This window comes from Bradyrhizobium sp. A5 (assembly GCF_042076515.1).
Taxonomy (GTDB): Bacteria; Pseudomonadota; Alphaproteobacteria; order Rhizobiales; family Xanthobacteraceae; genus Bradyrhizobium; species Bradyrhizobium cosmicum.
In genome coordinates this window covers 4,532,261-4,555,154 of sequence record NZ_CP148990.1, presented here as the reverse complement: position 1 = coordinate 4,555,154, position 22,894 = coordinate 4,532,261, and the positions used below count along the sequence as shown (strand labels likewise).

The window sequence follows — 22,894 nt, the reverse complement described above, 5'->3', positions numbered from 1 at the left end:
GAGCCTTGGCATCTCTTGATGCCGGAGGGGACGCTCTACGACGCGCTGGCACGGGCCGCTCAAGATCGCCCCTCGCACCCGGCGACGGTGTTTTACGGCGCAAGCCTGAGCTATGCCGAGCTGCGCGACCGCGTCGATGCCATGGCCGGGTTCCTGCAGAAGGTCTGCGGCGTCGCGCGCGGCGACCGCGTCATGATCGCGCTGCAGAACTCGCCGCAATATGTCATCGCCTATTATGCGGTGATGCGGGCGGACGCCGTGATCGTGCCGGTCAATCCCATGAACAAGACGGGCGAAATCGCGTATCTCGCCGAGGACAGCGGCGCCAGGGTCGCGATAACAGGCAGCGAACTGAGCGATGTCTTTGCGCCGCTGGTGGGCGGGGCCATCGCGCATGCCATCGTCGCGCAGTATCGCGACGAGGTGCCAAGCGCGACGCCCTATACGCTGCCGCCATGTGTCACTGAAGCGCCGTCAGAGGTGCCGTCCTCGCCGGGTTGGCACGCCTGGTCGTCCGCGATCGCGCAAGGCTTGCAGCCCGGTGCGATGGCCGCCGGTCCGGACGATCTGATGATCCTGCCCTACACGTCGGGGACGACGGGCAAGCCCAAGGCCTGCATGCATACGCACCGCAGCGCGCTGTTCACCGCGGTCCTGCAGGCGCGCTGGTATGGAATGGGCGCCGATGACGTGATGACCGGATTCATGCCTCTGTTCCATGTCGCGGGCATGCAGGGCTCTATGAATGCGGCGATGGTGGCCGGCGCGACGCTGTTGCTGATGGCGCGCTGGGACAAGGATCTGCTGCCGGATCTGTTCGAGACTTACGGCGTGTCGTTCTGGAACGCGGCGCCGACCATGATCGTCGACGTGCTCGCCAGCGCGCGGTTTCATGACCGATGCTTTGCCAAGCTGAAAGTGCTGACCGGCGGTGGCGCGGCGATGCCGACTGCGGTGGCTGAGCGGTTGAAGGGCCGGTTTGGCCTTGATTTTGTCGAGGGCTACGGCATGACCGAGACGATGTCGCCGACGCACCTCAATCCGATGGCCGCGCCGAAGCGCCAGTGTCTCGGCATTGCGGTGCACGAGACCGATGCGAGGATCGTCGACCCCGAAAGTCTGATCGAGCTCGACGACAATGTCGTCGGCGAGATCGTGGTGCACGGGCCGCAGGTGTTGCAGGGCTATTGGAACAGGCCGCAGGCCAATGCGGAATCCTTCATCGAGCTCCAGGGCAAGCGGTTCCTGCGCACGGGCGATCTCGGCTATCGCGATGCCGACGGCTATTTCTTTGCGGTGGATCGCCTCAAGCGGATGATCAATGTCAGCGGCTTCAAGGTCTGGCCGGCCGAGGTGGAAGCGGCGATGTACCAGAACCGCGCTATCCGGGAATGCTGCATCATCTCGGCGCCTGACAACTACCGCGGCGAGACGGTCAAGGCGCTGGTCGTGCTGGACGAGGCCGCGCGCGCCACCACGTCGCCGGACGATGTCGTGAGCTGGGCGCGCGGCGCGATGGCGAGCTACAAGGCGCCGCGCGCGGTCGTCTTCGTCGACGAGCTGCCGCGGACCGCGAGCAACAAGATCGACTGGCGGCTTTTGCAGGATGCCGAATGGGGGCGAACGGCATGAAAACTGCTTGGCTGGAAACCCGGCGCAAGACCGCGTTATGCTGCGCGCGCCGATACCCGCTTGAAGCTGCAATCCCCAGCCTCGCCAAGACATTCATGAAGAGATCAGGAATTCGCTGATGCGTATCGTCACCGTCGCCGCCGCCCAGATGGGCGCGATCCAGAAAGCCGACAGCCGCGAGGCTGTGGTCAAGCGCATGATCGCGCTGATGGACGAGGCCAAGGCAAAGGGCGCCGACCTGATCGTCTATCCGGAACTGGCGCTGACGACGTTCTTTCCGCGCTGGTATTCGGAGGACCGCGCGGAGGCCGACATCTGGTTCGAGCGCGAAATGCCGAACGCGGCGACCAAGCCGCTGTTCGAGCGTGCGGCGCAGCATCAGATGGCGATGAATTTCGGCTATGCCGAGCTGACGCCCGACGGACATCATTTCAACACCGCGATCTTGACCGACAAGTCCGGCAAGATCGTCGGCAAATATCGCAAGGTCCATCTGCCGGGCCATGTGGAGTACGACACCAGGCGCTCGCACCAGCATCTGGAGAAGCGTTATTTCGAGCCCGGCGATCTCGGCTTCAACGTCTGGCGCGAGCTCGGCGGCATCATCGGCATGGCGATCTGCAACGACCGTCGCTGGCCCGAGACCTATCGCGTCATGGGTCTGCAGGGCGTCGAGATGGTGCTGATCGGCTACAACACGCCATCGGTGAACGCGGAGAGGAGCGAGGAAGGCGTCGAGAAACGGCTGTTCCACAACCGTCTCTCCGTGCAGGCCGGCGCCTACCAGAACGCGACCTGGGTGGTGGCGGTGGCCAAGGCCGGCAATGAGGACGGCCACCCGCTGTTCGGCGGCAGCCTGATCGTCGACCCCAACGGCGAGATCGTCGCCGAGGCCAGGACGGAAGAGGACGAGCTTCTGGTTCATCCCTGCGACCTCGACGCGACGACGTTCGGCAAGACCACGATCTTCAACTTCGCACAACATCGCCGCATCGAGCATTATGGCCTGATCACCAGCCAGACCGGCGCTGTGCCGCCGCCGGAGAAGTGATGCCGATGGCAGACAAGGGCATATCGCTACGCGAGCTCGACCCGCGCGATCGCTACAAGTTGCTGTGCGGCGTGATCGTGCCGCGGCCGATCGCGCTGGTGACGACGCTGGACGAGAACGGGGCGGTCAATGCCGCGCCGTTCAGTTTCTTCAACGTCTTCTCCGAGAGCCCCGCGCTGGTCGTGCTTGGGCTGCAGCACAAGCCGGATCACAGCCAGAAGGACACGACGCGCAACATTCATCGCGATGGCGAGTTCGTCGTGCACATGGTCGACGAGGCGCTGTCCGGGGCGATGAATGATTGCGCGGTCGACTTCCCGTCTGGGGACAGCGAGGTCGCTGCGACCGGGCTTGCGACGCTTCCCTCAGTCGATGTGAAGGTGCCGCGCCTGGCCGCTGCGCCATTCGCGCTCGAATGCCGCCGCCATGTCGTGATGACCTTCTCGCCCGATCGCGAGTTGCTGGTCGGAGAAGTGCTCAGGGTTCACGCCCGCGAAGGCCTCGTCGATGAGGCCAATATGTATGTCGACCTCGAAGCCTACCGGCCGATCGGCCGCATGTTCGGCAATCTCTACACGACGCAGCGGGACACATTTGCGCTTGCGCGCGAGAGCCATGCGCAATGGCTCGCGCGGCAGGACGCCAAAGAGCTGAAGGACGCCTAGTGAGCCGAGAGCTGCACCGTACCCAGCGCCATGGTGACGGCCGCCTGTGTCGGGTCGATCACGGCAATGCCGAGCGCGTCCTCCAGCGGGCGGCGGTGGCGCGCCATGCCGGCGCAGCCCATCACGATGGCGCGGGCACCGTCCTCGTCGCGGAGTGCGCGGCCGATTTCGATCATCTTGGCGAGCGTGCCTTCGCCGGACGCGGTCTCGGCGACGCTCATGTTGAGCGGTCGCTCGCCGGCAAGGCGCTCCGTCAGTCCCATCTGCCTGAGGTAGCGCATGTGGCGCGGGATCGAGCGCTGGGCAATCGCGATGACGCCGAATGTTTCGGCGCGGGCCAGCGCCGTCAGCACGCCGCACTCGGCGATGCCGAACACGGGCCGGCTCGTACCTTCGCGGCAGACCTGAAGCCCGGGATCGCTGTAGCAGGCGATGACGAAAGCAGCCGAGCTGTTGTCGCCCTCGACCAGCTTGCGCAGCGGCATCGCGACGCCGTCGACATCGGCCTGGCTCTCGATGCCGAACGGCCCCCCGGCCAGCGACTGGCAGACGACTTCCGGTCCGCCTTCGAAACCGAGCGGCTTCAGGGCCTCCTCCAGTCCTTGCGTGACCGCGGGGTTGGAGTTCGGATTGATGACGAGAATGCGCGGCCGGGCCATGGTGGTCTTCCTTCGAGATGGCGATCACTTGCCTCAGGCATATCATGGAGTGCCTCATGACTGAACCAGTTTACGACCTGATCATCCGCGGCGGCAGCGTTGCCACCACGACCGATGTGTTCGAGGCCGATGTCGCCATCTCCGGCGAGACCATCGTTGCCGTCGGCCGCGGGCTGCCTGCGGCCAAGCGTGAGATCGATGCGCGCGGCAGGCTGGTGCTGCCGGGCGGCGTCGACAGTCACGCCCATATCGAGCAATTGTCCGCGGCCGGCATCATGAATGCCGACACGTTCGAGAGCGCGACCGTCTCTGCTGCTTTCGGCGGCACCACCACGGTGATCCCGTTCGCCGCCCAGCATGTCGGCATGAAGCTGCCGCAGGTGGTGGAGGATTATCACGCACTCGCCAGGAAGGGCGCGGTGATCGACTACGCCTTTCACATGATCATCGCGGATGCGACGAGGGAGACCGTCGAGGAGCACATTCCGGCGCTGGTGAAGCAGGGCCATGCGTCGATCAAGATCTTCATGACCTACGACCGGCTCAAGGTCGACGACGAGCCGCTGCTCGACATCCTGCTTGCCGCGCGCCAATCCGGCGCGATGTTGTGCGCCCATGCCGAAAATCACGGCATCATCGCCTGGATGGTGAAGCGGCTGCTCTCGCGCGGCTACACAATGCCGAAATACCACGCCGTCAGCCATGCCCGCGTCTCGGAGGCCGAAGCCTTCACGCGGCTGATCGGCATGGCGGCGCTGATCGACCAGCCCATCATGATCTTCCATGTCTCGACGGCCGAGGGCGCCAAGGTGATCCGCGATTCGCGCGGGCAGGGCCTGAAGGTGTTCGCCGAAACCTGTCCGCAATATCTGTTCCTCACCGCCAGCGATCTCGATAAGCCCGGCGCGGAAGGCGCCAAGTGGATGTGCAGCCCGCCGCCGCGCACGCATTCCGATCAGGAGGCGCTGTGGCAGGCGCTGTCGCTCGGCGATCTCCAGACCATCTCGTCGGATCACGCGCCATATCGCTACGACGAGACCGGCAAGCTGCGCGCCGGTCCAAACCCGAACTTCAAGCAGGTCGCCAACGGCCTGCCCGGATTGGAGCTGCGGCTGCCGTTGCTGTTCGACGCGATGGTGTCGAAGGGCCGGCTGGGTCTCGAAAAATTCGTCGAGCTGACTTCGACCGCGCCAGCCAAGATCTACAATCTGCATCCCCGCAAGGGCTCGATCGCGGTGGGCGCCGATGCCGATATCGCGATCTGGGATCCCAATCGCGAGGTCACGATCGCCGACGCGATGATGCACGATCTCACCGGATACACGCCGTTCGCGGGCCGCAAGCTGAAGGGCTGGCCGGTGTCGGTGCTCTCGCGCGGCCGCGTCGTCATCGACGGCGACAAGTGCCTCGCGTCCGCCGGCAGCGGAAAATTCCTGGCCCGCAGCGGCGGGGAGGCGGCCAAGCCGACCGGCCGGCTCGTGGCCGACATGGACCCGGAACGGAATTTTGGAGCAAGCCTGCTGTGACGGTGGATTGCGCGCGATGAAGATCGTCATCTTCGGCGGCACCGGGTTCGTCGGCCTCAACCTTGCGGAGGTGCTGCTGGCGCGCGGCCATGACGTCACGCTGTATGACCGTGCTGAATTGCCGCCGTCGGCTCGACGATCTCTTGCTGATGACGGCGCACGGCTCAAGGTCGTGCAGGGCGATATCACCGACACAGACACGATCGACGCCCTCATCGCCGACGGCGTTGATGCGATCGTGCTCGGCGCGGCGATTACCGCTGGCGATGATCTCGAGAAGGCGTCGACTGCGCGCATTCTCGAGATCAACGTGATGGCGCAGATCCCGATCCTGCTCTCCGCGATCCGTCATGGCGTTCGCCGCGTGGTCAATCTGTCGTCGGCTGCGGCCTATGGCGCCGCGGGCGCGCGGGTCGAGAGCCTGGACGAGGAAACGCCCTGCGATCCCGTCTCCTTCTATGCGATCAGCAAGTTCACCTCGGAGCGGTCAGTCGCGCGCCATGCGGAGCTCTTCGGCGGTGATTTCCTGAGTGTGCGGCTGAGCGCCGTGTTCGGGCCCTGGGAGCGGCCGGGGTCGGTGCGCGATACGCCAAGCCTCCAGTATCAGATCCTGGCCGCGTTCACGCGCGGCGAGCGCGCCGTCATGCCCGAACCGGGCATGAGGGACTGGATCTATGCCCCGGATGCCGCTGAAGCCGTCGCGATTCTGGTCGAAGCCGAGCGGCCGCGCCATAGGCTCTACAACATTTCCAACGGGGGGCCATGGCCTGCGCTGCAATGGGGCGAAGCTCTTGCGGCGCTGCATCCCGGCCTCGAGTGCCGGCTCGCGGCGCCTGGAGAGAAAACTGTCATCAAGCTGCATGGACCTCATCGCGCGCCGCTGTTGGTTGCGCGGATGGCGGACGAATTCGGCTGGCGCGCGCGGTTCGGCTGCGCCGAGTCTGCGGCCCACATGAGCGCTTGGTGGACGCAGCACAAGGAGGCGATCTGACATGCGGCTGCAGGGACGCACGGCCATCGTCACGGGCGCAGCTTCGGGCATCGGTCGTGCCAGTGCAAAGCTGTTTGCCGAGGAAGGCGCGCATCTCGCTCTGGTCGATCGCGATGCCGCAGGACTTCAGGAAACGCTGAGCCTGGTCGGCGAAGCAACGACACATGTCGGCGACGTCGGCGATGCCGGTTTCGCGGAGACCGTCGTCGGGGATGTCGTGGCGCGGCACGGCCGGCTCGATATCCTCATGACTGCCGCAGGCTTTTCCTGCGGCGGCACGGTGCTGACGACGAGCGTGGACGACTGGGACGCGGTGTTCCGCGCCAATGTCGGCGGCACCTGGCTGTGGGCGCGGGCCGCGGTGCCGCAGATGCAGCGGCAGAAAAACGGCTCGATCGTCACGCTGGCCTCGCAGCTCGCGATTGCCGGCGGCAAAGGCAACAGCGCCTATATCGCCGCCAAGGGCGCGATCGTCAGCCTGACGCGGACCATGGCGGTGGATTTCGCCACCGACGGCATTCGCGTCAACGCGATTGCCCCCGGCGCGATCGACACGCCGATGCTTCGCCGCAGCTTTGCCCGTCATGCCAATTCGGACGAGGTACGCGAAGCCTCCCGCAAGCGCCACGCCATGAAGCGGTTCGGCCAGGCGGAAGAAATCGCGCAGGCTGCGCTGCATCTGGCCAGCGATGCGTCCTCGTTCACGGCCGGCACCGTCATGGTGGTCGACGGAGGCTGGCTCGCGGCATGAGTGATGGGTTGACCAAGCTTGAAGCCGAAATTCGCGCCGATCTCACCATGATCGCGCATCCCGGCGCCGCATGGCTCGAACCGAAGACGGGGCCCGACGGCGAGCCCGCGCTGGACGTGCTGATCATCGGCGCCGGCCAGTCCGGCATTGCCATCGGCTTCGGCCTGATGCGGTCCCGTGTCAGCAACATCCTGCTGCTCGACAAGGCCGAGGAAGGCAAGGAGGGCCCGTGGCTCACCTATGCCCGCATGCCGACGCTGCGCAGCCCGAAGGACTACACGGGACCTGACCTCGATATCCCGAGCCTGACTTACCAGTCCTGGCACGAAGCCCGCTTCGGCAAGGAGAGCTGGCAGACGCTGAACCTGATTCTGCGAGAGCATTGGGCCGAGTATCTGCTCTGGCTGCGGCGCACGCTCGGCTTGCCGGTGCGCAACGCTTGCGAGCTTCTGGAGATTGCACCTGCGTCCGACGGCCTGCTCGCCGCGCGCGTGAGATGCGCCGAAGGCATCGAGACGCTCTATGCCCGCAAGATCGTGCTGGCGACGGGGCAGGAGGGCATGGGCGAGTGGATGATCCCGGAGCCGCTGCGCGGTCTGCCGGCGGGTTCGGTCGCGACCGTCGCCGACGATATCGACTTCGAGAATCTTCGCGGCAAGCGTGTCGCCGTGATCGGCGCCGGCGCCTCCGCCTTCGACAATGCGGCGACCGCACTGGAGGCAGGCGCCGCAGAGGTGCATCTGCTCTGCCGCCGTGCGCAGATCCAGGTGATCCAGCCCTATCGCTGGCTGACCTTTCGCGGCTTCCTGCGTCATCTCAGCGATCTCGACGATGCCTGGCGCTGGCGCTTCATGCGCACCATCCTCGAAATACGCGAGGGCTTTCCGCAGCCGACCTACGATCGCTGCGCGCGTCATGCCAATTTTACATTGCACGAAGGCGCGCCGCTCGAGGCTGCACGCCAGACCGCCAGCGGCGTCGAGCTGCAAACGCCGCGCGGCGCGATACCTGCGGATTTCGTCATCTGCGGCACTGGCATCGACATGAACTATGCCAGTCGCGGCGAGCTCGCCAGATTCGCCGGCAACATCGCGAGCTGGGCCGACCGCTACCAGCCGCCGGAGGACGAGCGCAACGCGCGGCTCGGCCGCTTCCCCTATCTTGCCGACGACTACGCCTTCACCGAGCGCGTGCCCGGAAAGACGCCGTGGATCTCGGACATCCATCTCTTCGCCATCGCCTCCACCATGAGCTTTGGTGCGTCGGGATCGTCGATCAACGCGATGACGACCGCTGTACCGAAGCTGGTCAATGGCCTGACGCGCGGCCTGTTTCGCGCGGACGTGGAACGGCACTGGGCTTCGCTCAGCGCCTATGACGTGCCGCAGGCCGTGGTTACGCGGCCAACGCGAAAAATGGAGAATTCGCGATGATAATCATTCGCCGCCGTGGCGAAAAGTCCGCGGAAGTCTCCCATGAGACTGGCGCGCAACTTGCTTGTTTCTTGACCCGCCCTGCCGGCCTTCCTGTTCTGAAATTCAAGGGAAAACGAATGCGTTTTGTGTCTTTCAGGTCCGCGACCTCAGTCCTCGCCAGCACTGCGCTGTTGCTCGTCGCCACCGCGCCTTCGCAGGCACAAACCAGGGCGGAGACGTTGCGCTATGTCACGGGGTCTTCGGTCAACGCGCTCGATCCCAACATTCCGGGCTCGACGCGCGAGTCGTTCGCGCTGAGCATGAGCACCTATGACCGGCTGGTGGCGTTCGGCCGCAAGCAGCTCAACGGCAAATGGGTGTTCGATCTCGACGCCATCACGGGCGAGCTCGCCGAATCCTACGAGGTCAGTCCGGACGGACTGAAGATCACCTTCCGCCTGCGCAAGGACGCCAAGTTCCAGGACGGCTCGCCGGTCACGGCCGAGGACGTCAAATGGTCGCTCGATCGCTGCGTCACCGCGCCGATCCTCGGCAAGGCGCAGCTGCTGACGGGCTCGTTGACCTCGGCCGACCAGTTCAAGGTGATCGATCCCCTCACCATCGAGGTAACGCTGCCAAAGCCCGACAAGCTCGCGCTGCCCAATCTCGCGACGGTCTATCCCATGATCATCAACTCTAAGCTCGCCAAGCAGCATGCGACGGCGGATGATCCCTGGGCCATGGCTTGGCTGAAGGAGCACACCGCCGGCAGCGGCGCCTATGTGGTGGAAACCTTCAAGCCCGGCGAGCAGGTCATCCTCAAGCGCGACGAGGCCTGGAATCGCAGCACGGCCAACAAGCCGGCGTTCTTCAAGCGCGTGATCGTGCAGTCGGTGCCAGAGCCGGCGACCCGCGCCAACCTCGTCGAGCGCGGCGATGCCGACCTCGTCGTCGATCTCCAGGCCAGTGACGTGCAGTCGCTCGAGGCCAAGGGCAAGCTCAAGGTGGTCTCGACCCCGCAGTACAATGCGATCACCTATGTCTCGATGAACAACCAGATGCCGCCGTTCGACAACGTCAATGTCCGCCGCGCCATCGCTTACGCGCTGCCCTATGACGACATGTTCAAGGCCGCTCTGTTCGGACGCGGTGCGCCGCTGTTCGGCGCGAGCTGGCCGGACGGCAAGCCGCTGAACGGCATCTATCCGTTCCAGCAGCCGGTGAAGCTCGATCTCGACAAGGCCAGGGAATATCTCAAGGCCGCGGGCCTTCCCGAAGGCTTCTCGACCACGTTCAGCTTCAACGTCGGCCAGGCCGCGACGGCGGAGCCGATGGCCGCGCTGGTCAAGGAATCGCTCGGCAAGATCGGGATCAAGGTCGACATCCAGAAGCTGCCGGACGCGCAGATGTCGACGCAGATCAACGAGAAGAAGCTTCCCTTCTACACCGAGGGCATCGTAGCCTGGCTGCCTTCGACCGATTACTTCTACCGCAACTTCTACACCGGAAATCAGCGCTGGAACTACAGCTCGATCAACAACCCGGACCTTTCCGCGATTGCGCAGGAAGCCCGCTTCGAGCCGGATAAGGCCAAGTATGAGGAGGCCGGCCGCAAGCTCAATGCGATGCACTTCGACCTGATGCCGCAGATCATGCTGTGGCAGCCGAACCAGGATGCGGTGATGGCATCGTCGATCGAAGGCTACACCTACGAGTTCCACCGCCAGGTCGACTATCGCGACGTCAGCCGCAAGTGATCGCGGAAGACGAGAGAGGCTGCGAAAGGTGAAGACCGGTCTTGGTGCGACATTGCTACGGGCGGGCAGGCGGCTGCTATCGTCGCTGCCGGCGCTGTTCGGTGTGCTGGTCTTCACCTTCCTGCTGATGCGCGTCCTGCCCGGCGACCCCGCGGTGTTCTTCGCCTCGGGGCCCAATGCGGGCAAGGAGGAGATCGAGCAGATCCGCAAGCAAATGGGGCTCAACAAATCGGTGCCGGAGCAGCTCCTGTTCTATCTCTCCGACATCGGCCGCGGCAATCTCGGCCGCTCCATGATGACCGGGCAGCCGGTGCTGAAGGATCTGCGCGAGCGGCTGCCGGCTTCGCTGGAGCTGACCTTCACCGCGCTCCTGATTGCGCTGATCGCGGCGGTGCCGCTCGGCGTGGTCGCGGCGCTGCGTCCGGGGTCGTTCGTCGATCACAGCGTGCGGCTGTTCTGCGCGCTCGGCGTCTGCGTGCCGACCTTCGTGTCGGGCCTGCTGCTGATCTATGTCTTCTACTACCTGCTCGGGCTGGCGCCTGATCCGACCGGGCGGATCGACGTCTTCACCTCGCTGCCACCGCAACGCACCGGATTCCTGTCGATCGATTTCCTGCTTGCCGGAGATGTCGAGGGCTGGTGGGCGGCCTGCAAGCAGTTGATCCTGCCGGCGGTGAGCATGGCGCTGTTCGTGATCGCGCCGCTGGCGCGGATCACGCGCGCGTCGATGCTGGTGTCGCTCGGCAGCGATTTCGTGCGCACCGCGCGCTCGGTCGGATTATCCTGGCACAAGGTGGTCGTCACCTATGCCCTGAGGAATGCGATCCTGCCCGTCATCACCATCGCCGGCATCGTGTTCTCGACCATGCTGGGGGCCAACGTTCTGGTGGAGAAGGTGTTCTCCTGGCCGGGTGTTGCCTCCTACGCGCTCGATGCGCTGCTGTCCTCCGACTATGCGCCGGTGCAGGGCTTCGTGCTGCTGATGGCCAGCCTGTTCGTGCTGGTCAATCTGGTCGTCGATGTCTGCTACGGCATCGCCGATCCCAGGGTGTCGATCGAATGACCAGCGCAACCCTCCGTCATTCCGTCTGGATCCTGCGCGGCAATCCGCTCACGGCCGTTGCCGCGGCCGGCGTTGCTTTGTTCGTCCTGGTCGCGATTTTCGGGCCGTGGATCGTGCCCTATGATCCCGTGGTCTCCAATGTCTCCGAGGCCTTGCTGCCGCCGAGCGCGGCCCATCTGGCCGGGACCGACCAGCTCGGCCGCGACGTGTTCAGCCGTCTCGTCATCGCCGCACGGCTCGATCTTGCCATCGCGGTCTCGGCGGTCGGCATCTCCTTCGTGATCGGCGCGGTCGTCGGCGCGTTCTGCGGCTATACCGGCGGCAAGCTCGATCGCGGCGTCGGCCGCTTCGTGGACGTCATGATGGCGTTTCCGCTGTTCGTGCTGGCGATGGCAATGGTCGCGGCGCTGGGCAACCGGATCGAGAACATCGTGATCGCGACCGCGATCATCAACCTGCCGTTCTACATCCGCTTCGCGCGCGCCGAGGTGAACGTCCGCCGCAATGTCGGCTGGGTCGAGGCTGCGCGCGCCTGCGGCGAGAGCCATTTCTCCGTGGTGCTGCGCTTCCTGCTGCCGAACATCCTGCCGGCGATGGCGGTGCAGATCTCGCTCAACCTCGGCTGGGCCATTTTGAATGCGGCGGGCCTGTCGTTCATCGGCCTCGGCGTCAAGCCGCCGACGCCGGAATGGGGCATCATGGTCGCCGAAGGCGCGCGTTTCATCTCGACGGGGCGGTGGTGGCTGGTGGCGTTTCCGGGTCTTGCGCTGATGATGGCCGTGCTGTGCTTCAATCTGCTCGGGGACGGGATGCGGGACATTCTCGATCCCCGGATGCGAACATGAGCGAGCAACTGCTAGGGATCCGCGACCTCCACGTCTCGTTCTCGACGCGGCGTGGCATGGTCGAGGCCGTGCGCGGCGTGACGCTCTCGGTCGACAAGGGCGAGATGCTCGGCCTCGTCGGCGAGAGCGGCTCGGGCAAGTCGGTGACCGGCTTTGCAACCACACGGCTGCTGGATACGGCCGGGCGCGTCACCGGCGGCAGGATCATGTTCCGCGGGCAGGACGTGACGAAGCTTGGGGGAGACGACCTCCGTCAGCTCCAGGGCGCCGCGATGTCGATGATCTTCCAGAACCCGCGGGCGGCGCTCAATCCGATCCGGGCGATCGGCCTGCAGATCGCGGACGCGATCCTCACGCACAAGAAGATCTCGAAGGACGCGGCGCGCGCCGAGGCGCTGGAGCTGCTGCGTGCCGTCCAGATCCGCGACCCCGAGACGCGGATGAATGCCTATCCGCACGAGCTGTCCGGCGGCATGTGCCAGCGCGTGATGATCGCGATCGCGATCTCCTGCAATCCCTCGCTGTTGATCGCCGACGAGCCGACCACCGGGCTCGACGTCACCACGCAGAAAGTGGTGATGGATCTTCTGGCGGACATTGCCGCCGCGCGCGGCATGGCGACGATCCTGATCACGCACGATCTCGGCCTTGCGGCGCGCTATTGCCGCCGCATCGCCGTGATGGAACGCGGCCGCATTGTCGAGGAGGCAAGCCCCAAGGCGCTCTTCAGCGCGCCGCAGCATGCCTACACCAAGCGGCTGGTCGCAGCATCGCCCACCGCGAATTCGCGGATCGAAGACCTCGTGACGGAGGAGGAGCGGGAAGGCTACGCGGCAGTGCTCGACAAGCCGAGGCAGGAGCCTGCGTACGGGACGCCGCCGCTTCTTGAAGTGCGCAAACTTGCAAAACGTTTCGACGAGGGCTCCGCGGCGGTCGCGGATTTCTCGATGACGATGGCCGGCGGCGAGAGCGTCGGGCTGGTCGGCGAATCCGGCTCCGGCAAGAGCACGACGTCGCGCATGATCTGCCGGCTGATTGATCCCAGCGAAGGCGACATCGTGTTCGACGGGCAGTCGATCGGGCATATCGCGTCGCGCGACTTTCACCGCTCGCCGCTCCGCAAAGACATCCAGATGGTCTTCCAGGACCCGAATGAGAGCCTCAATCCGCGCTTTACGGCGTTCGACTGCATTGCCCATCCGCTGCTGCGGCTGGGCGGCATGCGTGCGGGCGACGCGCTGCGCAAGCGCGTGGAGGAATGCGCCGAGCGGGTCGGATTGCCGCTGGATCTTCTGCCGCGCTTCCCGCATCAGCTCTCCGGCGGCCAGAAAGCCCGCGTCGGCATTGCCCGCGCCATCGCCTGCCGGCCGCGGCTGCTGGTGCTGGACGAGCCGACTGCTGCGCTCGACGTCTCGGTGCAGGCGGTGGTGCTGCAACTGCTCGACCGCCTCAGGCGCGAGAACGACATCGCGCTGCTGTTCGTCAGCCATGATCTCAACGTGGTGCGCATGCTGTGCGACCGCACCATCGTGCTGCGCAACGGCGGCATCGTCGAGCAGGGCGACAGCCGGGCGCTGTTTGACAATCCCAAGACCGACTACACGCGCAAGCTGGTCGAGGCGATCCCCCATATCGACACCGGGCCGGCGCTGGCGGTTGCGCTTTGAAGCCTGAACCGGTCGAAATGCCGAGGAGTCCCGCTGGGGAGGGTCCGGTTAGTGGCATACCGTTTGCAGGCTAATGGGCTCTGGTTTCACCTGCTCTTGGCCAAAGACGGCCGGCAATCACGGCACTATCGGGAGGATTTCATGGATCGCAGGACGGTATTGAAGGGATTGGCCGGCGCGGGCGGTCTGGCATTGACCGGCGTCTCGGCCCCGGCGATCGCACAAGGCGCTTCTGCCCGCACCCTGCGGTTCGTGCCGCAGGCAAACCTCGCCAATTTCGACCCGATCTGGGGCACGCAATATGTCGTGCGCAATGCCGCCGCGATGGTCTGGGACACGCTTTACGGCATCGATTCCTCGCTGGTGCCGCAGCGGCAGATGGTCGAGTCCGAGCAGGTGAGCGACGACGGCACGACCTGGACATTCAAGCTGCGGCCGGGCCTCAAGTTCCATGACGGCGAACCGGTGCTGAGCAAGGACGTCGTCGCGAGCCTGACGCGCTGGTCGGCGCGCGATCCGATGGGTCTGATGATCAAGGCGCTTCAGCAGGAGCTGACCGCCGTCGACGATCGCACCTTCAAATGGGTCCTGAAGCAGCCGTTCCCGAAGCTGCTTTACGCGCTGGCGAAGAACAATTCGCCGTGCGCCTTCATCATGCCGGAGCGTATCGCGCAGACCGACCCGTTCAAGCAGATCGGCGACTATGTCGGCTCCGGGCCGATGAAGTTCGCCAAGGGCGAGTGGGTGCCCGGCGCGAAAGCCGTGTTCGAGAAATTCGCCGACTATGCGCCGCGACAGGAGAAATCGTCCTGGCTTGCCGGCGGCAAGCAGATCCTGGTCGATCGTATCGAATGGATCGTGATGCCGGATCCGGCGACGGCGGCTGCCGCGTTGCAGAGCGGCGAGGTCGACTGGTGGGAGAGCCCGATCGCCGACCTTGTTCCGGTGCTGAAGAAGAACAAGAACATCAGCGTCGATATCGGCGATCCGCTCGGCAATGTCGGCTCGTTCCGCATGAACTTCCTGTATCCTCCGTTCAACGACGTGCGGGCGCGGCGCGCCGTGCTGATGGCGATGAGCCAGGAGGACTACATGCGCGCGATCGTCGGTGACGACAATGCGCTGTGGAAGACGCTGCCCGGCTTCTTCACGCCGGACACGCCGCTCTATAGCGAGATGGGCGGCGAAATCCTCAAGGGCAAGCGCGATCTCGATGCGGCCAAGAAGCTGCTTGCCGAGAGCGGTTATTCCGGCCAGCCGGTGACGTGCCTCGTGGCGCAGGACCAGCCGATCACCAAGGCGCAGGGCGACGTCACCGCGGACCTGCTGAAAAGGCTCGGCATGAATGTCGACTTCGTCGCCACCGATTGGGGCACCGTCGGCTCCCGCCGTGCGGCGAAGACGCCGCCGGGACAGGGCGGCTGGAACATGTTCCACACCTGGCACGCGGGCGCGGACTGCATCAATCCGGCGCCCTACACCGCCATTCGCGCCAATGGCGACAAGGCCTGGTTCGGCTGGCCCACCAGCCCCGGCACCGAGAAGGAAGTCACGTCATGGTTCGAGGCCAAGAACCTCGACGAGGAGAAGGCAGCGATCGGCCGCCTCAACAAGGCGGCGCTCGATGACGTCGTCTACGCCCCGACCGGCTTCTTCCTGAGCTACACGGCGTGGCGCAAGAACGTCTCCGGCATCACCAAGGGGCCGCTGCCGTTCTTCTGGGGCGTGTCGAAATCCGCATGACCTTGCGCTGAAGCCAGATGCTCTCTTACATCCTCCGCCGCATCGTCTCGACCTTGCCGGTAATGGCGATCGTCGCGCTGTTCGTGTTCAGCCTGCTGTACATCGCGCCGGGTGATCCCGCCGTGGTGATCGCGGGCGATCAGGCGAGCCCGGAGGATGTGGAGCGCATTCGCCAGGGTCTCGGTCTCGACCGGCCGTTCCTGATCCAGTTCGGAAGCTGGGTCTGGCGCATCCTGCACGGCGATCTCGGCACCTCGATCTTCACCAACCTGCCGGTCTCCACGATGATCGGACAGCGTCTCGGGCCGACACTGTCGCTGATGATGGTCACGCTGCTGCTCACCATCGTGGTCGCGGTGCCGCTCGGCGTTGTGGCAGCATGGAAGGCGGGGAGCCTGATCGATCGTGTCATCATGGCGTTCGCGGTGTTCGGCTTCTCGCTGCCCGTCTTCGTCGTCGGCTACATCCTCGCCTACATCTTCGCGCTGGAGCTCGAATGGCTTCCGGTGCAGGGCTACACGCCGCTCTCGGAGGGGGTCTGGCCCTGGCTGCAAAACCTAATTCTGCCGGCGGTTGCGCTTGGCTGCGTCTACATCGCGCTGATCGCGCGCATCACCCGCGCCACCATGCTTGAAGTCTTGCAGCAGGACTATATCCGCACCGCCAAGGCGAAGGGCCTCGGGCAGGGCGGCATCCTGTTCGTTCATGCGCTGAAGAACGCAGCGGTGCCGATCGTCACCGTGATCGGGATCGGCATCGCACTGCTGATCGGCGGCGCGGTCGTCACGGAAAGCGTGTTCGCGATCCCCGGCCTCGGCCGTCTCACGATCGATGCGATCCTGCGCCGCGACTATCCCGTCATCCAGGGCATCGTTCTGCTGTTCAGCTTCGTCTACGTTCTCGTCAATCTGATGATCGACGTCGTCTATACGCTCGTTGACCCGAGGATCCGCTATTGACCGATACGACCGTCAATCCGCAAGCACTGCCGGCCGGGCTCGTCGTCGCGCCGCAACTGCCGGAAATCCTTCGGCCCGTCGTGATCCGGCGCGGCATCGTCGGCCTGCTGCGCGGCCATCCCACGGTCGCGATCGGCGGCGCGCTGCTGCTCATCCTGGTCCTGATCGCGATCTTTGCGCCCTATCTCTGGACGGTCGATCCGACTGCGCTTGCGCCGGCAAAACGCACCCGCGCGCCGTCCGCCGCTTTCTGGTTTGGCTCCGATGTGCTTGGCCGCGACATCTATTCGCGCGTGCTTTACGGCGCGCGCATCTCGCTCACGGTGGGCTTGTCGGTCGCGATATTCGCGTCCGCGGCCGGTCTTGTCATCGGAATCGTCTCCGGCTTCATCCGCTGGGCCGACGGCATCCTGATGCGCTTCATGGACGGGTTGATGTCGATCCCGCCAATCCTGCTCGCGATCGCGCTGATGGCGCTGACGCGCGGCAGCGTCGGCAACGTCATTCTGGCCATCACCATCGCCGAGATCCCCCGCGTCTCGCGCCTCGTCCGCAGCGTGGTGCTGTCGCTGCGCGAGCAGCCCTATGTGGATGCTGCGGTCGCCTGCGGCACGCGCACGCCGATGATCATCCTGCGCCACATCCTGCCCAATACGCTCGCGCCGATGCTGGTGCAGGCAACTTACATTTGCGCCAGCGCCATGATCACCGAGGCGATCCTGTCCTTCATCGGTGCCGGCACGCCGCCCACCATTCCGTCCTGGGGCAACATCATGGCCGAAGGCCGCGCGCTGTGGCAGGTCAAGCCCTACATCGTGTTCTTCCCGGCGGCGTTCCTGTCCGTCACCGTGCTTGCCGTGAATCTGCTCGGCGACGGCCTTCGCGATGCGCTCGATCCGCGCATGGCCAAGAGCCTCTGATGATGCGGGGCTGATCGCGATGGCATTGCTCGAAGTCGAGAACCTCCAGACCCATTTTCGGACGCCCAGCGGCATCAACCGCGCGGTCGACGGGGTATCCTTCCACGTCAACGAGGGCGAGACGCTCGCCATCGTCGGCGAATCCGGCTGCGGCAAGTCGGTGACCTCGATGTCGCTGATGCGGCTGATCCCCGAGCCGCCGGGCAGGATCGCGGGTTCCATCCGCTTTGCGGGGAAGGACCTGTTGCAACTCTCCGACCGCGAGATGCGCGCCATCCGTGGCAACGACATCTCGATGATCTTCCAGGAACCGATGACCAGCCTCAATCCGGTGCTGACTGTCGGCCGTCAGATCCGTGAGACGCTGATGATCCATCAGGGCCTGGACAAGGTCGCCGCCGAGGCCCACGCGGTCGAGATGCTGACCCTGGTCGGCATTCCCGAGCCGAAGCGGCGGGTGCGCGAATATCCGCACCAGCTCTCCGGCGGCATGCGCCAGCGCGTGATGATCGCGATTGCGCTGGCCTGCAATCCCAAGCTCCTGATCGCGGACGAGCCGACCACCGCGCTCGACGTGACCATCCAGGCGCAGATCCTGAAGCTGATGCTCGACCTCAAGAGCCGGGTCGGCGCCGCGATCATCCTGATCACCCACGATCTCGGCGTCGTGGCCGAGATCGCCGAGCGCGTCATGGTCATGTATGCCGGACGCAAGGTCGAGGAGGCGCCGGTGGCCGAGCTGTTCCGCTCGCCGCGGCATCCCTACACGCAGGGTCTGCTCGGCGCAGTGCCGCGGCTCGGCTCGTCGCTGACTGGCACCGCGCGACGTCTGGCTGAAATCCCCGGGCAAGTGCCGGATCTCAGGAAGCCCATCGTCGGGTGCGTCTTCGCCGGCCGCTGCGCGCTCGCGACCGATCTGTGCCGCCAATATGCGCCGGGCCTCGAAGAGAAGGCGCCTCGTCACGTCGCCGCCTGCCATTATTCCGCCAAGGGGGCCATCGCGGCATGAGTCCTCCGCTGCTCCAGGTCAACGACCTCAAGAAGCATTTTCCCGTCAACAAAGGCCTGTTCGGCCGCAAGTCCGAATGGGTCTATGCGGTGGACGGCGTGTCGTTCGAGATCGCGCGCGGCGAGACGCTGTCGCTGGTCGGCGAATCCGGCTGCGGCAAGTCGACGGTCGGCCGCGCGATTTTGCGGCTGTTCGACATCACCTCGGGGCAGGTCATTCTCGACGGCCAGCGGATCGACGACGCCGCGCCGAGCACGATGCGCCAGATGCGCCGCCGCGTGCAGGTCGTGTTTCAGGATCCGTTCTCCAGTCTCAACCCGCGCATGCGCGTGCGCGACATCCTGGCCGAGCCGATCCGCAATTTCGGCCTCGCCAAATCCGCCATCGATCTCGAAACGCGCGTGACGGCGCTGATGGACACCGTGCGCCTGCCGCGTGAGGCGCTCAACCGCCGGCCGCACGAATTCTCCGGCGGCCAACGTCAGCGCATCGGCATCGCGCGGGCGCTCGCGGCTGAACCCGAACTGATTGTCTGCGACGAGGCAGTCTCGGCGCTCGACGTCTCGGTCAAGGCGCAGATCGTCAATCTGTTGCAGGATCTCCAGCGCGAGTTCGGCCTGGCGCTGCTGTTCATCAGCCATGACCTTGCAATCGTCGAGCACATGACCCACCGCGTCGCGGTGATGTATCTCGGCAAGATCGTCGAGGTCGCGCCGCGCCGCGAGATCTTTGCCGCGCCCAAGCATCCCTATACCAAGGCGCTGCTCTCGGCGGTGCCGCTGCCGGAGCCCGGCGCTCAGCGCAATCCGATCATCCTCAAGGGCGACGTGCCGAGCCCGATCAACCCGCCGAGCGGGTGCCGCTTCCACACCCGTTGCCCCTACGTGTTCGATCGCTGCCGGACGGAGGAGCCGACGCTGCGCGCAGCTGCACCCGAGCAGTGGGTGGCCTGTCATCTCGAAGACGGTGTGCCGGCGACGGCCGGATAGCCGTCGCCGTTTGGTGCATCGCTACTCGACGGTCACGGCCGTGACCTGGATCCAGTCGTTACCGTCGAATTTCTGCACCACCAGCCGCTTGAACGGGACGTAATTGTCCGGCGTCGTGCTGTAGGTGGTGCCTGGCAGCAACGAGGGCGCCGGAACGTTGTTCAGATGCGTGGCCTGGTACAGCAGGTTCTCCCGCGTGAGATTGTCTCCGCAGGCCTCGATGATCTTCCCCATGATGTAGGCGAACGAATAGACGGCGAAGCCGATCTCGTTCTTGGGGTCTTCGTTCGGGAGATACTTCTTCATGAACGCCTGATAGGCGACGACGTCAGGGTCTTCGGCCCATTTGGGGCTCGACACCTGCTTGTAGGGCGTTGCCGCAATGATGCCGGTGACGGAATCGAAGCCTGCGGCCTCCAGGAACTGCCGGCCGACCGACGGGCTGACCACCAGTTGCATCGGCTTCCAGTCGAGCTCGAAGGCCTTCTTCATCGATTGCGACGCGGCCTTGCCGAGCGAGACGTTGAAGAACACGTCGGCACCGGATGATTTGAGCTGCGCGACCGGAGAATCCATCGTGGGATCGGTCAGCTCATAGGTGACCTCCTTGACGATCATGGTGGATGCCCTGTCGCCGAGGCCCTTCTTGAATCCGGACACGTAGTCGCGGCCGAAATCGTCGTTCTGCATCAGGATCGCGACCTTCGCGTTCGGCTTCACGGACAGCAGGTACTTTGCGAGGATCTCGCCCTCGGTGCCGTAGAGATGGAACGCCGGCGTCGACCATTTGAAGGCCTTTGGCTGGTTCCACTTGTTCGCGCCGGTCGAGACCAGCAGCTGCGGCACGCCCTTGCCGTTGAGGTATTTCTGCACGGAGGATTGCGCCGCGGTCCCGGACGATCCGAACAGCGCGAGCACACCGTCGCTCTCGACCAGCTTGCGGGTTTGTTCGACGGTCTTGGGCGGCGAGAAGGCGTCATCGAGGGAGATCAGATTGATCTTGCGGCCGTTGATACCGCCTTTCTCCTCGTTGAGCATCTTGAAATAGGCGACCTCGGTGCGCCCCTGGATGCCGTGGATCGACAGCGGGCCGCTATAGGGCATGGTCTGGCCGAGCTTGACCTCGGTATCCGAGGCGCCTTCGTCGTATTTCTTCTCGGCGGCAGTTGCGCCTGTCACCACGAGCAGTCCGGCCGATAAGACCAAGATGGCCGACAAGAGTTTCTTCATTTCATCCTCCCGATTATGTTTTGTTTTTAACCCTCATCCAGGTGAACTCGCCTTTGCGGCGAGTTCTTCGCGGAGCTGTCGCTTGACGATCTTGCCGCTCGCGGTGCGTGGCAGCTCCTCGAAGCGGATGTCGACGCGGACCGGCAGCTTGAAAGTCGCAAGCCTTGGGCGCAGGTGCTCGATCACCTGTTCCGGACTAAGGCGCGATCCGGCCCTTGCGCGCACGACGGCACCGACGAGTTCACCGAGTACGCGGTCGGGGATGCCGACAATGGCGGCTTCGAAAATATCGGGATGAGCGAGCAGGGCGTCCTCGATCTCGACGCAGTAGATGTTCTCGCCGCCGCGGATCAGCATGTCCTTGGCGCGATCGAGCAGGTAGACAAAGCCGTCCGCGTCCATCCGGGCGATGTCGCCGGTCCGGTACCAGCCGTCGCGAAACGCAGCCGCGGTTGCCTGCGGATTGTTCCAGTAGCCCTTCACGACGTTGCCGCCGCGGATTTCGAGTTCGCCGATCGCGCCGATGGGGAGCGTGTTTCCGGCCTCGTCGATGACGCGCAAGTCGCATCCGGGAACGGCCGGCCCGACCGAGTCCGGCCGCGCCAGATAGTCCTCGGCGCCGTTCGACGTCGAGACCGAGGACGTCTCGGTGGCGCCATAGCCCGTGCCCCCGAACTTGCCCGGAAACAGCGCGGCGACCTTCCGGGTCAGTTCCGGCGATGCGGCGGCGCCGCCGTAGGACAGGCCTTCAAGGCTTGAGACATCCCGGCGCTGGAAGTCCGGCGATTCCAGCAGTTGCCACGTCATGGACGGCACGCCGGACATGCCGTTGACGCGCTCGCGCTCGATCAGCTCGAGCGCCGCTTCCGCATTCCATTTGTACATGAGCACGATCTTCGCGCCGTTCGCCAATGCCGGGATCATGATCGAATGACACCCCGTGACATGAAAGAACGGCACAGGGAGCAGGACCGCCTTCTGCGCGTCCGGTGGCGCGGGCAGCGGATCGCCGCGCCGGATCGCCGCGCGGGCACCCGAGAACGTGATGTTCACGAGGTTGCACATGATGTTGCGATGCGTGCCCAGCGCTCCCTTGGGGCGACCGGTGGTGCCTGACGTGTAGAGGATGGTTGCGTCGTCGTCCGGCTGGATGTCCCGATCGGGTGGCGCCCGGTCCGGCAAGGCATGGTAGTTCGACGTCGGGCCGATCAGATCCTCGAGCGAGGTCGCGTCGCCCAGGGTCTCCGGCGTAGCGCGCACCGCAATGAGCGCGGCAGTGTGATCGCCCGCGGCCAGCGATTTCAGACGGGCCAGGCGCTCGCCATCGACGATGGCGACACGTGCGCCGGAATCGCGCAGGCCATAGGCCAGATCATCTCCGGTTCCCCAGGCATTGAGCGGTACCGCAATAGCGCCGATGATTGTTGCCGCCCAGAACGCCAGCGGCCATTCCGGAAGATTCCGCATCGCAATAGCGACGCGGTCTCCCTTCTTCACGCCGTAATCGTCCGCCAGTCGCCACGCCAGCGCCGACGCTGCGCGATAGTGCTCGCGAAAAGAGAGGCGCTCGTTCTCGAAGACGATGAAGGTGCGGTCGCCCCACGCCTTGCTGGCCTCGAAGATTGCGCGAAGATCGCGATGCGCCTTCCTGTAAACCCGGACATGACGCCCCGCGACCTGGATCGTCTCCATCTCGAACGGCGCGCCTGGAGCTGTGAGGATGCGGGTGGCTTCGTCGAGTGAAACCGCCGGCCAATCGCGACGCTCGCTTGTCATGGGAACCTGCAACGCGAGGCCACGAGTAACGGCATGCGCTTCCCTCCGCTGAACACGGCTTGTCAAGCACCGCGCATTGTTGGCGCGACGCAATCCTCGCCGCGCATCAAAAGCTTGGGTGATATGGAAGAGTCTGACTTGCGTTGACCGGCTGGTGAGCTGTCACCAACGCGGGAGGGGTGATATGCAAACAGCCGCTAGTGAATGCATATGCGTGCCGACGCGGTCAGCGGCGCTGACGTTTGT

At 65.0% G+C, this 22,894-nt stretch carries 19 protein-coding genes; 16 read left to right on the top strand and 3 right to left on the bottom strand.

Annotated elements, in window-relative coordinates:
* Window positions 1-18 precede the first annotated feature (18 nt).
* The 3 genes from WHZ77_RS21940 to WHZ77_RS21930 all read left to right on the top strand — a co-directional run bounded on the left by WHZ77_RS21940 (window position 19) and on the right by WHZ77_RS21930 (window position 3,348).
* On the top strand, window positions 19-1,632 hold the full coding sequence (locus tag WHZ77_RS21940; RefSeq protein ID WP_375309842.1) for a long-chain-fatty-acid--CoA ligase: 1,614 nt from the start codon (window positions 19-21) through the stop codon (window positions 1,630-1,632).
* A 118-nt stretch (window positions 1,633-1,750) separates the two neighbouring features.
* Window positions 1,751-2,683 (top strand): N-carbamoyl-D-amino-acid hydrolase, encoded by a 933-nt coding sequence (locus WHZ77_RS21935; protein WP_375309841.1) that lies wholly within the window; start codon window positions 1,751-1,753, stop codon window positions 2,681-2,683.
* Window positions 2,684-2,688: 5 nt separating this feature from the next.
* Window positions 2,689-3,348, top strand: a complete 660-nt coding sequence (locus WHZ77_RS21930) for a flavin reductase family protein (RefSeq protein ID WP_375314787.1) — start codon at window positions 2,689-2,691, stop codon at window positions 3,346-3,348.
* Here WHZ77_RS21930 and WHZ77_RS21925 read toward each other — a convergent pair.
* On the bottom strand, window positions 3,345-4,007 hold the full coding sequence (locus tag WHZ77_RS21925; protein ID WP_375309840.1) for an aspartate/glutamate racemase family protein: 663 nt from the start codon (window positions 4,005-4,007) through the stop codon (window positions 3,345-3,347). The genes WHZ77_RS21930 and WHZ77_RS21925 overlap by 4 nt on opposite strands.
* Before the next feature lie 56 nt (window positions 4,008-4,063).
* Here WHZ77_RS21925 and hydA point away from each other — a divergent pair, with 56 nt between their 5' ends.
* From hydA to WHZ77_RS21860, 13 genes are all read left to right on the top strand, one after another.
* Window positions 4,064-5,533 carry a dihydropyrimidinase gene (hydA, locus tag WHZ77_RS21920; protein WP_375309839.1) on the top strand — a complete coding sequence of 490 codons (1,470 nt, stop codon included), beginning with the start codon at window positions 4,064-4,066 and terminating at the stop codon, window positions 5,531-5,533.
* A 16-nt stretch (window positions 5,534-5,549) separates the two neighbouring features.
* Complete coding sequence (locus WHZ77_RS21915; RefSeq protein WP_375309838.1) at window positions 5,550-6,524, top strand: NAD-dependent epimerase/dehydratase family protein; 975 nt, start codon at window positions 5,550-5,552, stop codon at window positions 6,522-6,524.
* Between the two features lies 1 nt (window position 6,525).
* The gene (locus tag WHZ77_RS21910) at window positions 6,526-7,275 is read left to right on the top strand and encodes an SDR family oxidoreductase (protein WP_375309837.1); all 750 of its coding nucleotides are present in this window, start codon (window positions 6,526-6,528) and stop codon (window positions 7,273-7,275) included.
* Window positions 7,272-8,708 (top strand): NAD(P)-binding domain-containing protein, encoded by a 1,437-nt coding sequence (locus WHZ77_RS21905; protein WP_375309836.1) that lies wholly within the window; start codon window positions 7,272-7,274, stop codon window positions 8,706-8,708. The genes WHZ77_RS21910 and WHZ77_RS21905 overlap by 4 nt, the downstream gene beginning before the upstream one ends.
* 119 nt (window positions 8,709-8,827) lie before the next feature.
* A complete protein-coding gene (locus WHZ77_RS21900) occupies window positions 8,828-10,447 on the top strand; it encodes an ABC transporter substrate-binding protein (RefSeq protein WP_375309835.1) in 1,620 nt (539 codons plus the stop codon).
* Window positions 10,448-10,475: 28 nt separating this feature from the next.
* Window positions 10,476-11,510: an ABC transporter permease gene (locus WHZ77_RS21895; RefSeq protein ID WP_375309834.1), complete on the top strand. Its 1,035-nt coding sequence runs from the start codon at window positions 10,476-10,478 to the stop codon at window positions 11,508-11,510.
* Window positions 11,507-12,355 carry an ABC transporter permease gene (locus WHZ77_RS21890; RefSeq protein ID WP_375309833.1) on the top strand — a complete coding sequence of 283 codons (849 nt, stop codon included), beginning with the start codon at window positions 11,507-11,509 and terminating at the stop codon, window positions 12,353-12,355. Before WHZ77_RS21895 ends, WHZ77_RS21890 begins: the two co-directional genes overlap by 4 nt.
* Window positions 12,352-14,022: a nickel ABC transporter ATP-binding protein NikE gene (gene nikE, locus WHZ77_RS21885; protein ID WP_375309832.1), complete on the top strand. Its 1,671-nt coding sequence runs from the start codon at window positions 12,352-12,354 to the stop codon at window positions 14,020-14,022. Before WHZ77_RS21890 ends, nikE begins: the two co-directional genes overlap by 4 nt.
* 141 nt (window positions 14,023-14,163) lie before the next feature.
* Window positions 14,164-15,765, top strand: a complete 1,602-nt coding sequence (locus WHZ77_RS21880; protein WP_375309831.1) for an ABC transporter substrate-binding protein — start codon at window positions 14,164-14,166, stop codon at window positions 15,763-15,765.
* A 17-nt stretch (window positions 15,766-15,782) separates the two neighbouring features.
* Window positions 15,783-16,724, top strand: coding sequence for an ABC transporter permease (locus WHZ77_RS21875; protein ID WP_375309830.1), 942 nt, complete (start codon window positions 15,783-15,785; stop codon window positions 16,722-16,724).
* The gene (locus WHZ77_RS21870; RefSeq protein WP_375309829.1) at window positions 16,721-17,644 is read left to right on the top strand and encodes an ABC transporter permease; all 924 of its coding nucleotides are present in this window, start codon (window positions 16,721-16,723) and stop codon (window positions 17,642-17,644) included. The genes WHZ77_RS21875 and WHZ77_RS21870 overlap by 4 nt, the downstream gene beginning before the upstream one ends.
* A gap of 19 nt (window positions 17,645-17,663) precedes the next feature.
* The gene (locus tag WHZ77_RS21865; RefSeq protein WP_015687163.1) at window positions 17,664-18,653 is read left to right on the top strand and encodes an ABC transporter ATP-binding protein; all 990 of its coding nucleotides are present in this window, start codon (window positions 17,664-17,666) and stop codon (window positions 18,651-18,653) included.
* The gene (locus WHZ77_RS21860) at window positions 18,650-19,642 is read left to right on the top strand and encodes an ABC transporter ATP-binding protein (protein ID WP_375309828.1); all 993 of its coding nucleotides are present in this window, start codon (window positions 18,650-18,652) and stop codon (window positions 19,640-19,642) included. Before WHZ77_RS21865 ends, WHZ77_RS21860 begins: the two co-directional genes overlap by 4 nt.
* Before the next feature lie 21 nt (window positions 19,643-19,663).
* On the opposite strand, the gene WHZ77_RS21855 is transcribed toward WHZ77_RS21860, so the two are convergent.
* Both WHZ77_RS21855 and WHZ77_RS21850 read right to left on the bottom strand, forming a co-directional pair.
* On the bottom strand, window positions 19,664-20,872 hold the full coding sequence (locus WHZ77_RS21855; RefSeq protein ID WP_375309827.1) for an ABC transporter substrate-binding protein: 1,209 nt from the start codon (window positions 20,870-20,872) through the stop codon (window positions 19,664-19,666).
* A gap of 33 nt (window positions 20,873-20,905) precedes the next feature.
* Window positions 20,906-22,648: a class I adenylate-forming enzyme family protein gene (locus WHZ77_RS21850; protein ID WP_375309826.1), complete on the bottom strand. Its 1,743-nt coding sequence runs from the start codon at window positions 22,646-22,648 to the stop codon at window positions 20,906-20,908.
* Window positions 22,649-22,894 lie beyond the last annotated feature (246 nt).

Coding starts and splice junctions, on each gene's coding strand:
- WHZ77_RS21940 (WP_375309842.1), top strand. CDS start 19: ATGCCGGAGGGGACGCTCTACGACGCGCTGGCACGGGCCGCTCAAGAT.
- WHZ77_RS21935 (WP_375309841.1), top strand. CDS start 1,751: ATGCGTATCGTCACCGTCGCCGCCGCCCAGATGGGCGCGATCCAGAAA.
- WHZ77_RS21930 (WP_375314787.1), top strand. CDS start 2,689: ATGGCAGACAAGGGCATATCGCTACGCGAGCTCGACCCGCGCGATCGC.
- WHZ77_RS21925 (WP_375309840.1), bottom strand. CDS start 4,007: ATGGCCCGGCCGCGCATTCTCGTCATCAATCCGAACTCCAACCCCGCG.
- hydA (WP_375309839.1), top strand. CDS start 4,064: ATGACTGAACCAGTTTACGACCTGATCATCCGCGGCGGCAGCGTTGCC.
- WHZ77_RS21915 (WP_375309838.1), top strand. CDS start 5,550: ATGAAGATCGTCATCTTCGGCGGCACCGGGTTCGTCGGCCTCAACCTT.
- WHZ77_RS21910 (WP_375309837.1), top strand. CDS start 6,526: ATGCGGCTGCAGGGACGCACGGCCATCGTCACGGGCGCAGCTTCGGGC.
- WHZ77_RS21905 (WP_375309836.1), top strand. CDS start 7,272: ATGAGTGATGGGTTGACCAAGCTTGAAGCCGAAATTCGCGCCGATCTC.
- WHZ77_RS21900 (WP_375309835.1), top strand. CDS start 8,828: ATGCGTTTTGTGTCTTTCAGGTCCGCGACCTCAGTCCTCGCCAGCACT.
- WHZ77_RS21890 (WP_375309833.1), top strand. CDS start 11,507: ATGACCAGCGCAACCCTCCGTCATTCCGTCTGGATCCTGCGCGGCAAT.
- nikE (WP_375309832.1), top strand. CDS start 12,352: ATGAGCGAGCAACTGCTAGGGATCCGCGACCTCCACGTCTCGTTCTCG.
- WHZ77_RS21880 (WP_375309831.1), top strand. CDS start 14,164: ATGGATCGCAGGACGGTATTGAAGGGATTGGCCGGCGCGGGCGGTCTG.
- WHZ77_RS21875 (WP_375309830.1), top strand. CDS start 15,783: ATGCTCTCTTACATCCTCCGCCGCATCGTCTCGACCTTGCCGGTAATG.
- WHZ77_RS21865 (WP_015687163.1), top strand. CDS start 17,664: ATGGCATTGCTCGAAGTCGAGAACCTCCAGACCCATTTTCGGACGCCC.
- WHZ77_RS21860 (WP_375309828.1), top strand. CDS start 18,650: ATGAGTCCTCCGCTGCTCCAGGTCAACGACCTCAAGAAGCATTTTCCC.
- WHZ77_RS21855 (WP_375309827.1), bottom strand. CDS start 20,872: ATGAAGAAACTCTTGTCGGCCATCTTGGTCTTATCGGCCGGACTGCTC.
- WHZ77_RS21850 (WP_375309826.1), bottom strand. CDS start 22,648: ATGACAAGCGAGCGTCGCGATTGGCCGGCGGTTTCACTCGACGAAGCC.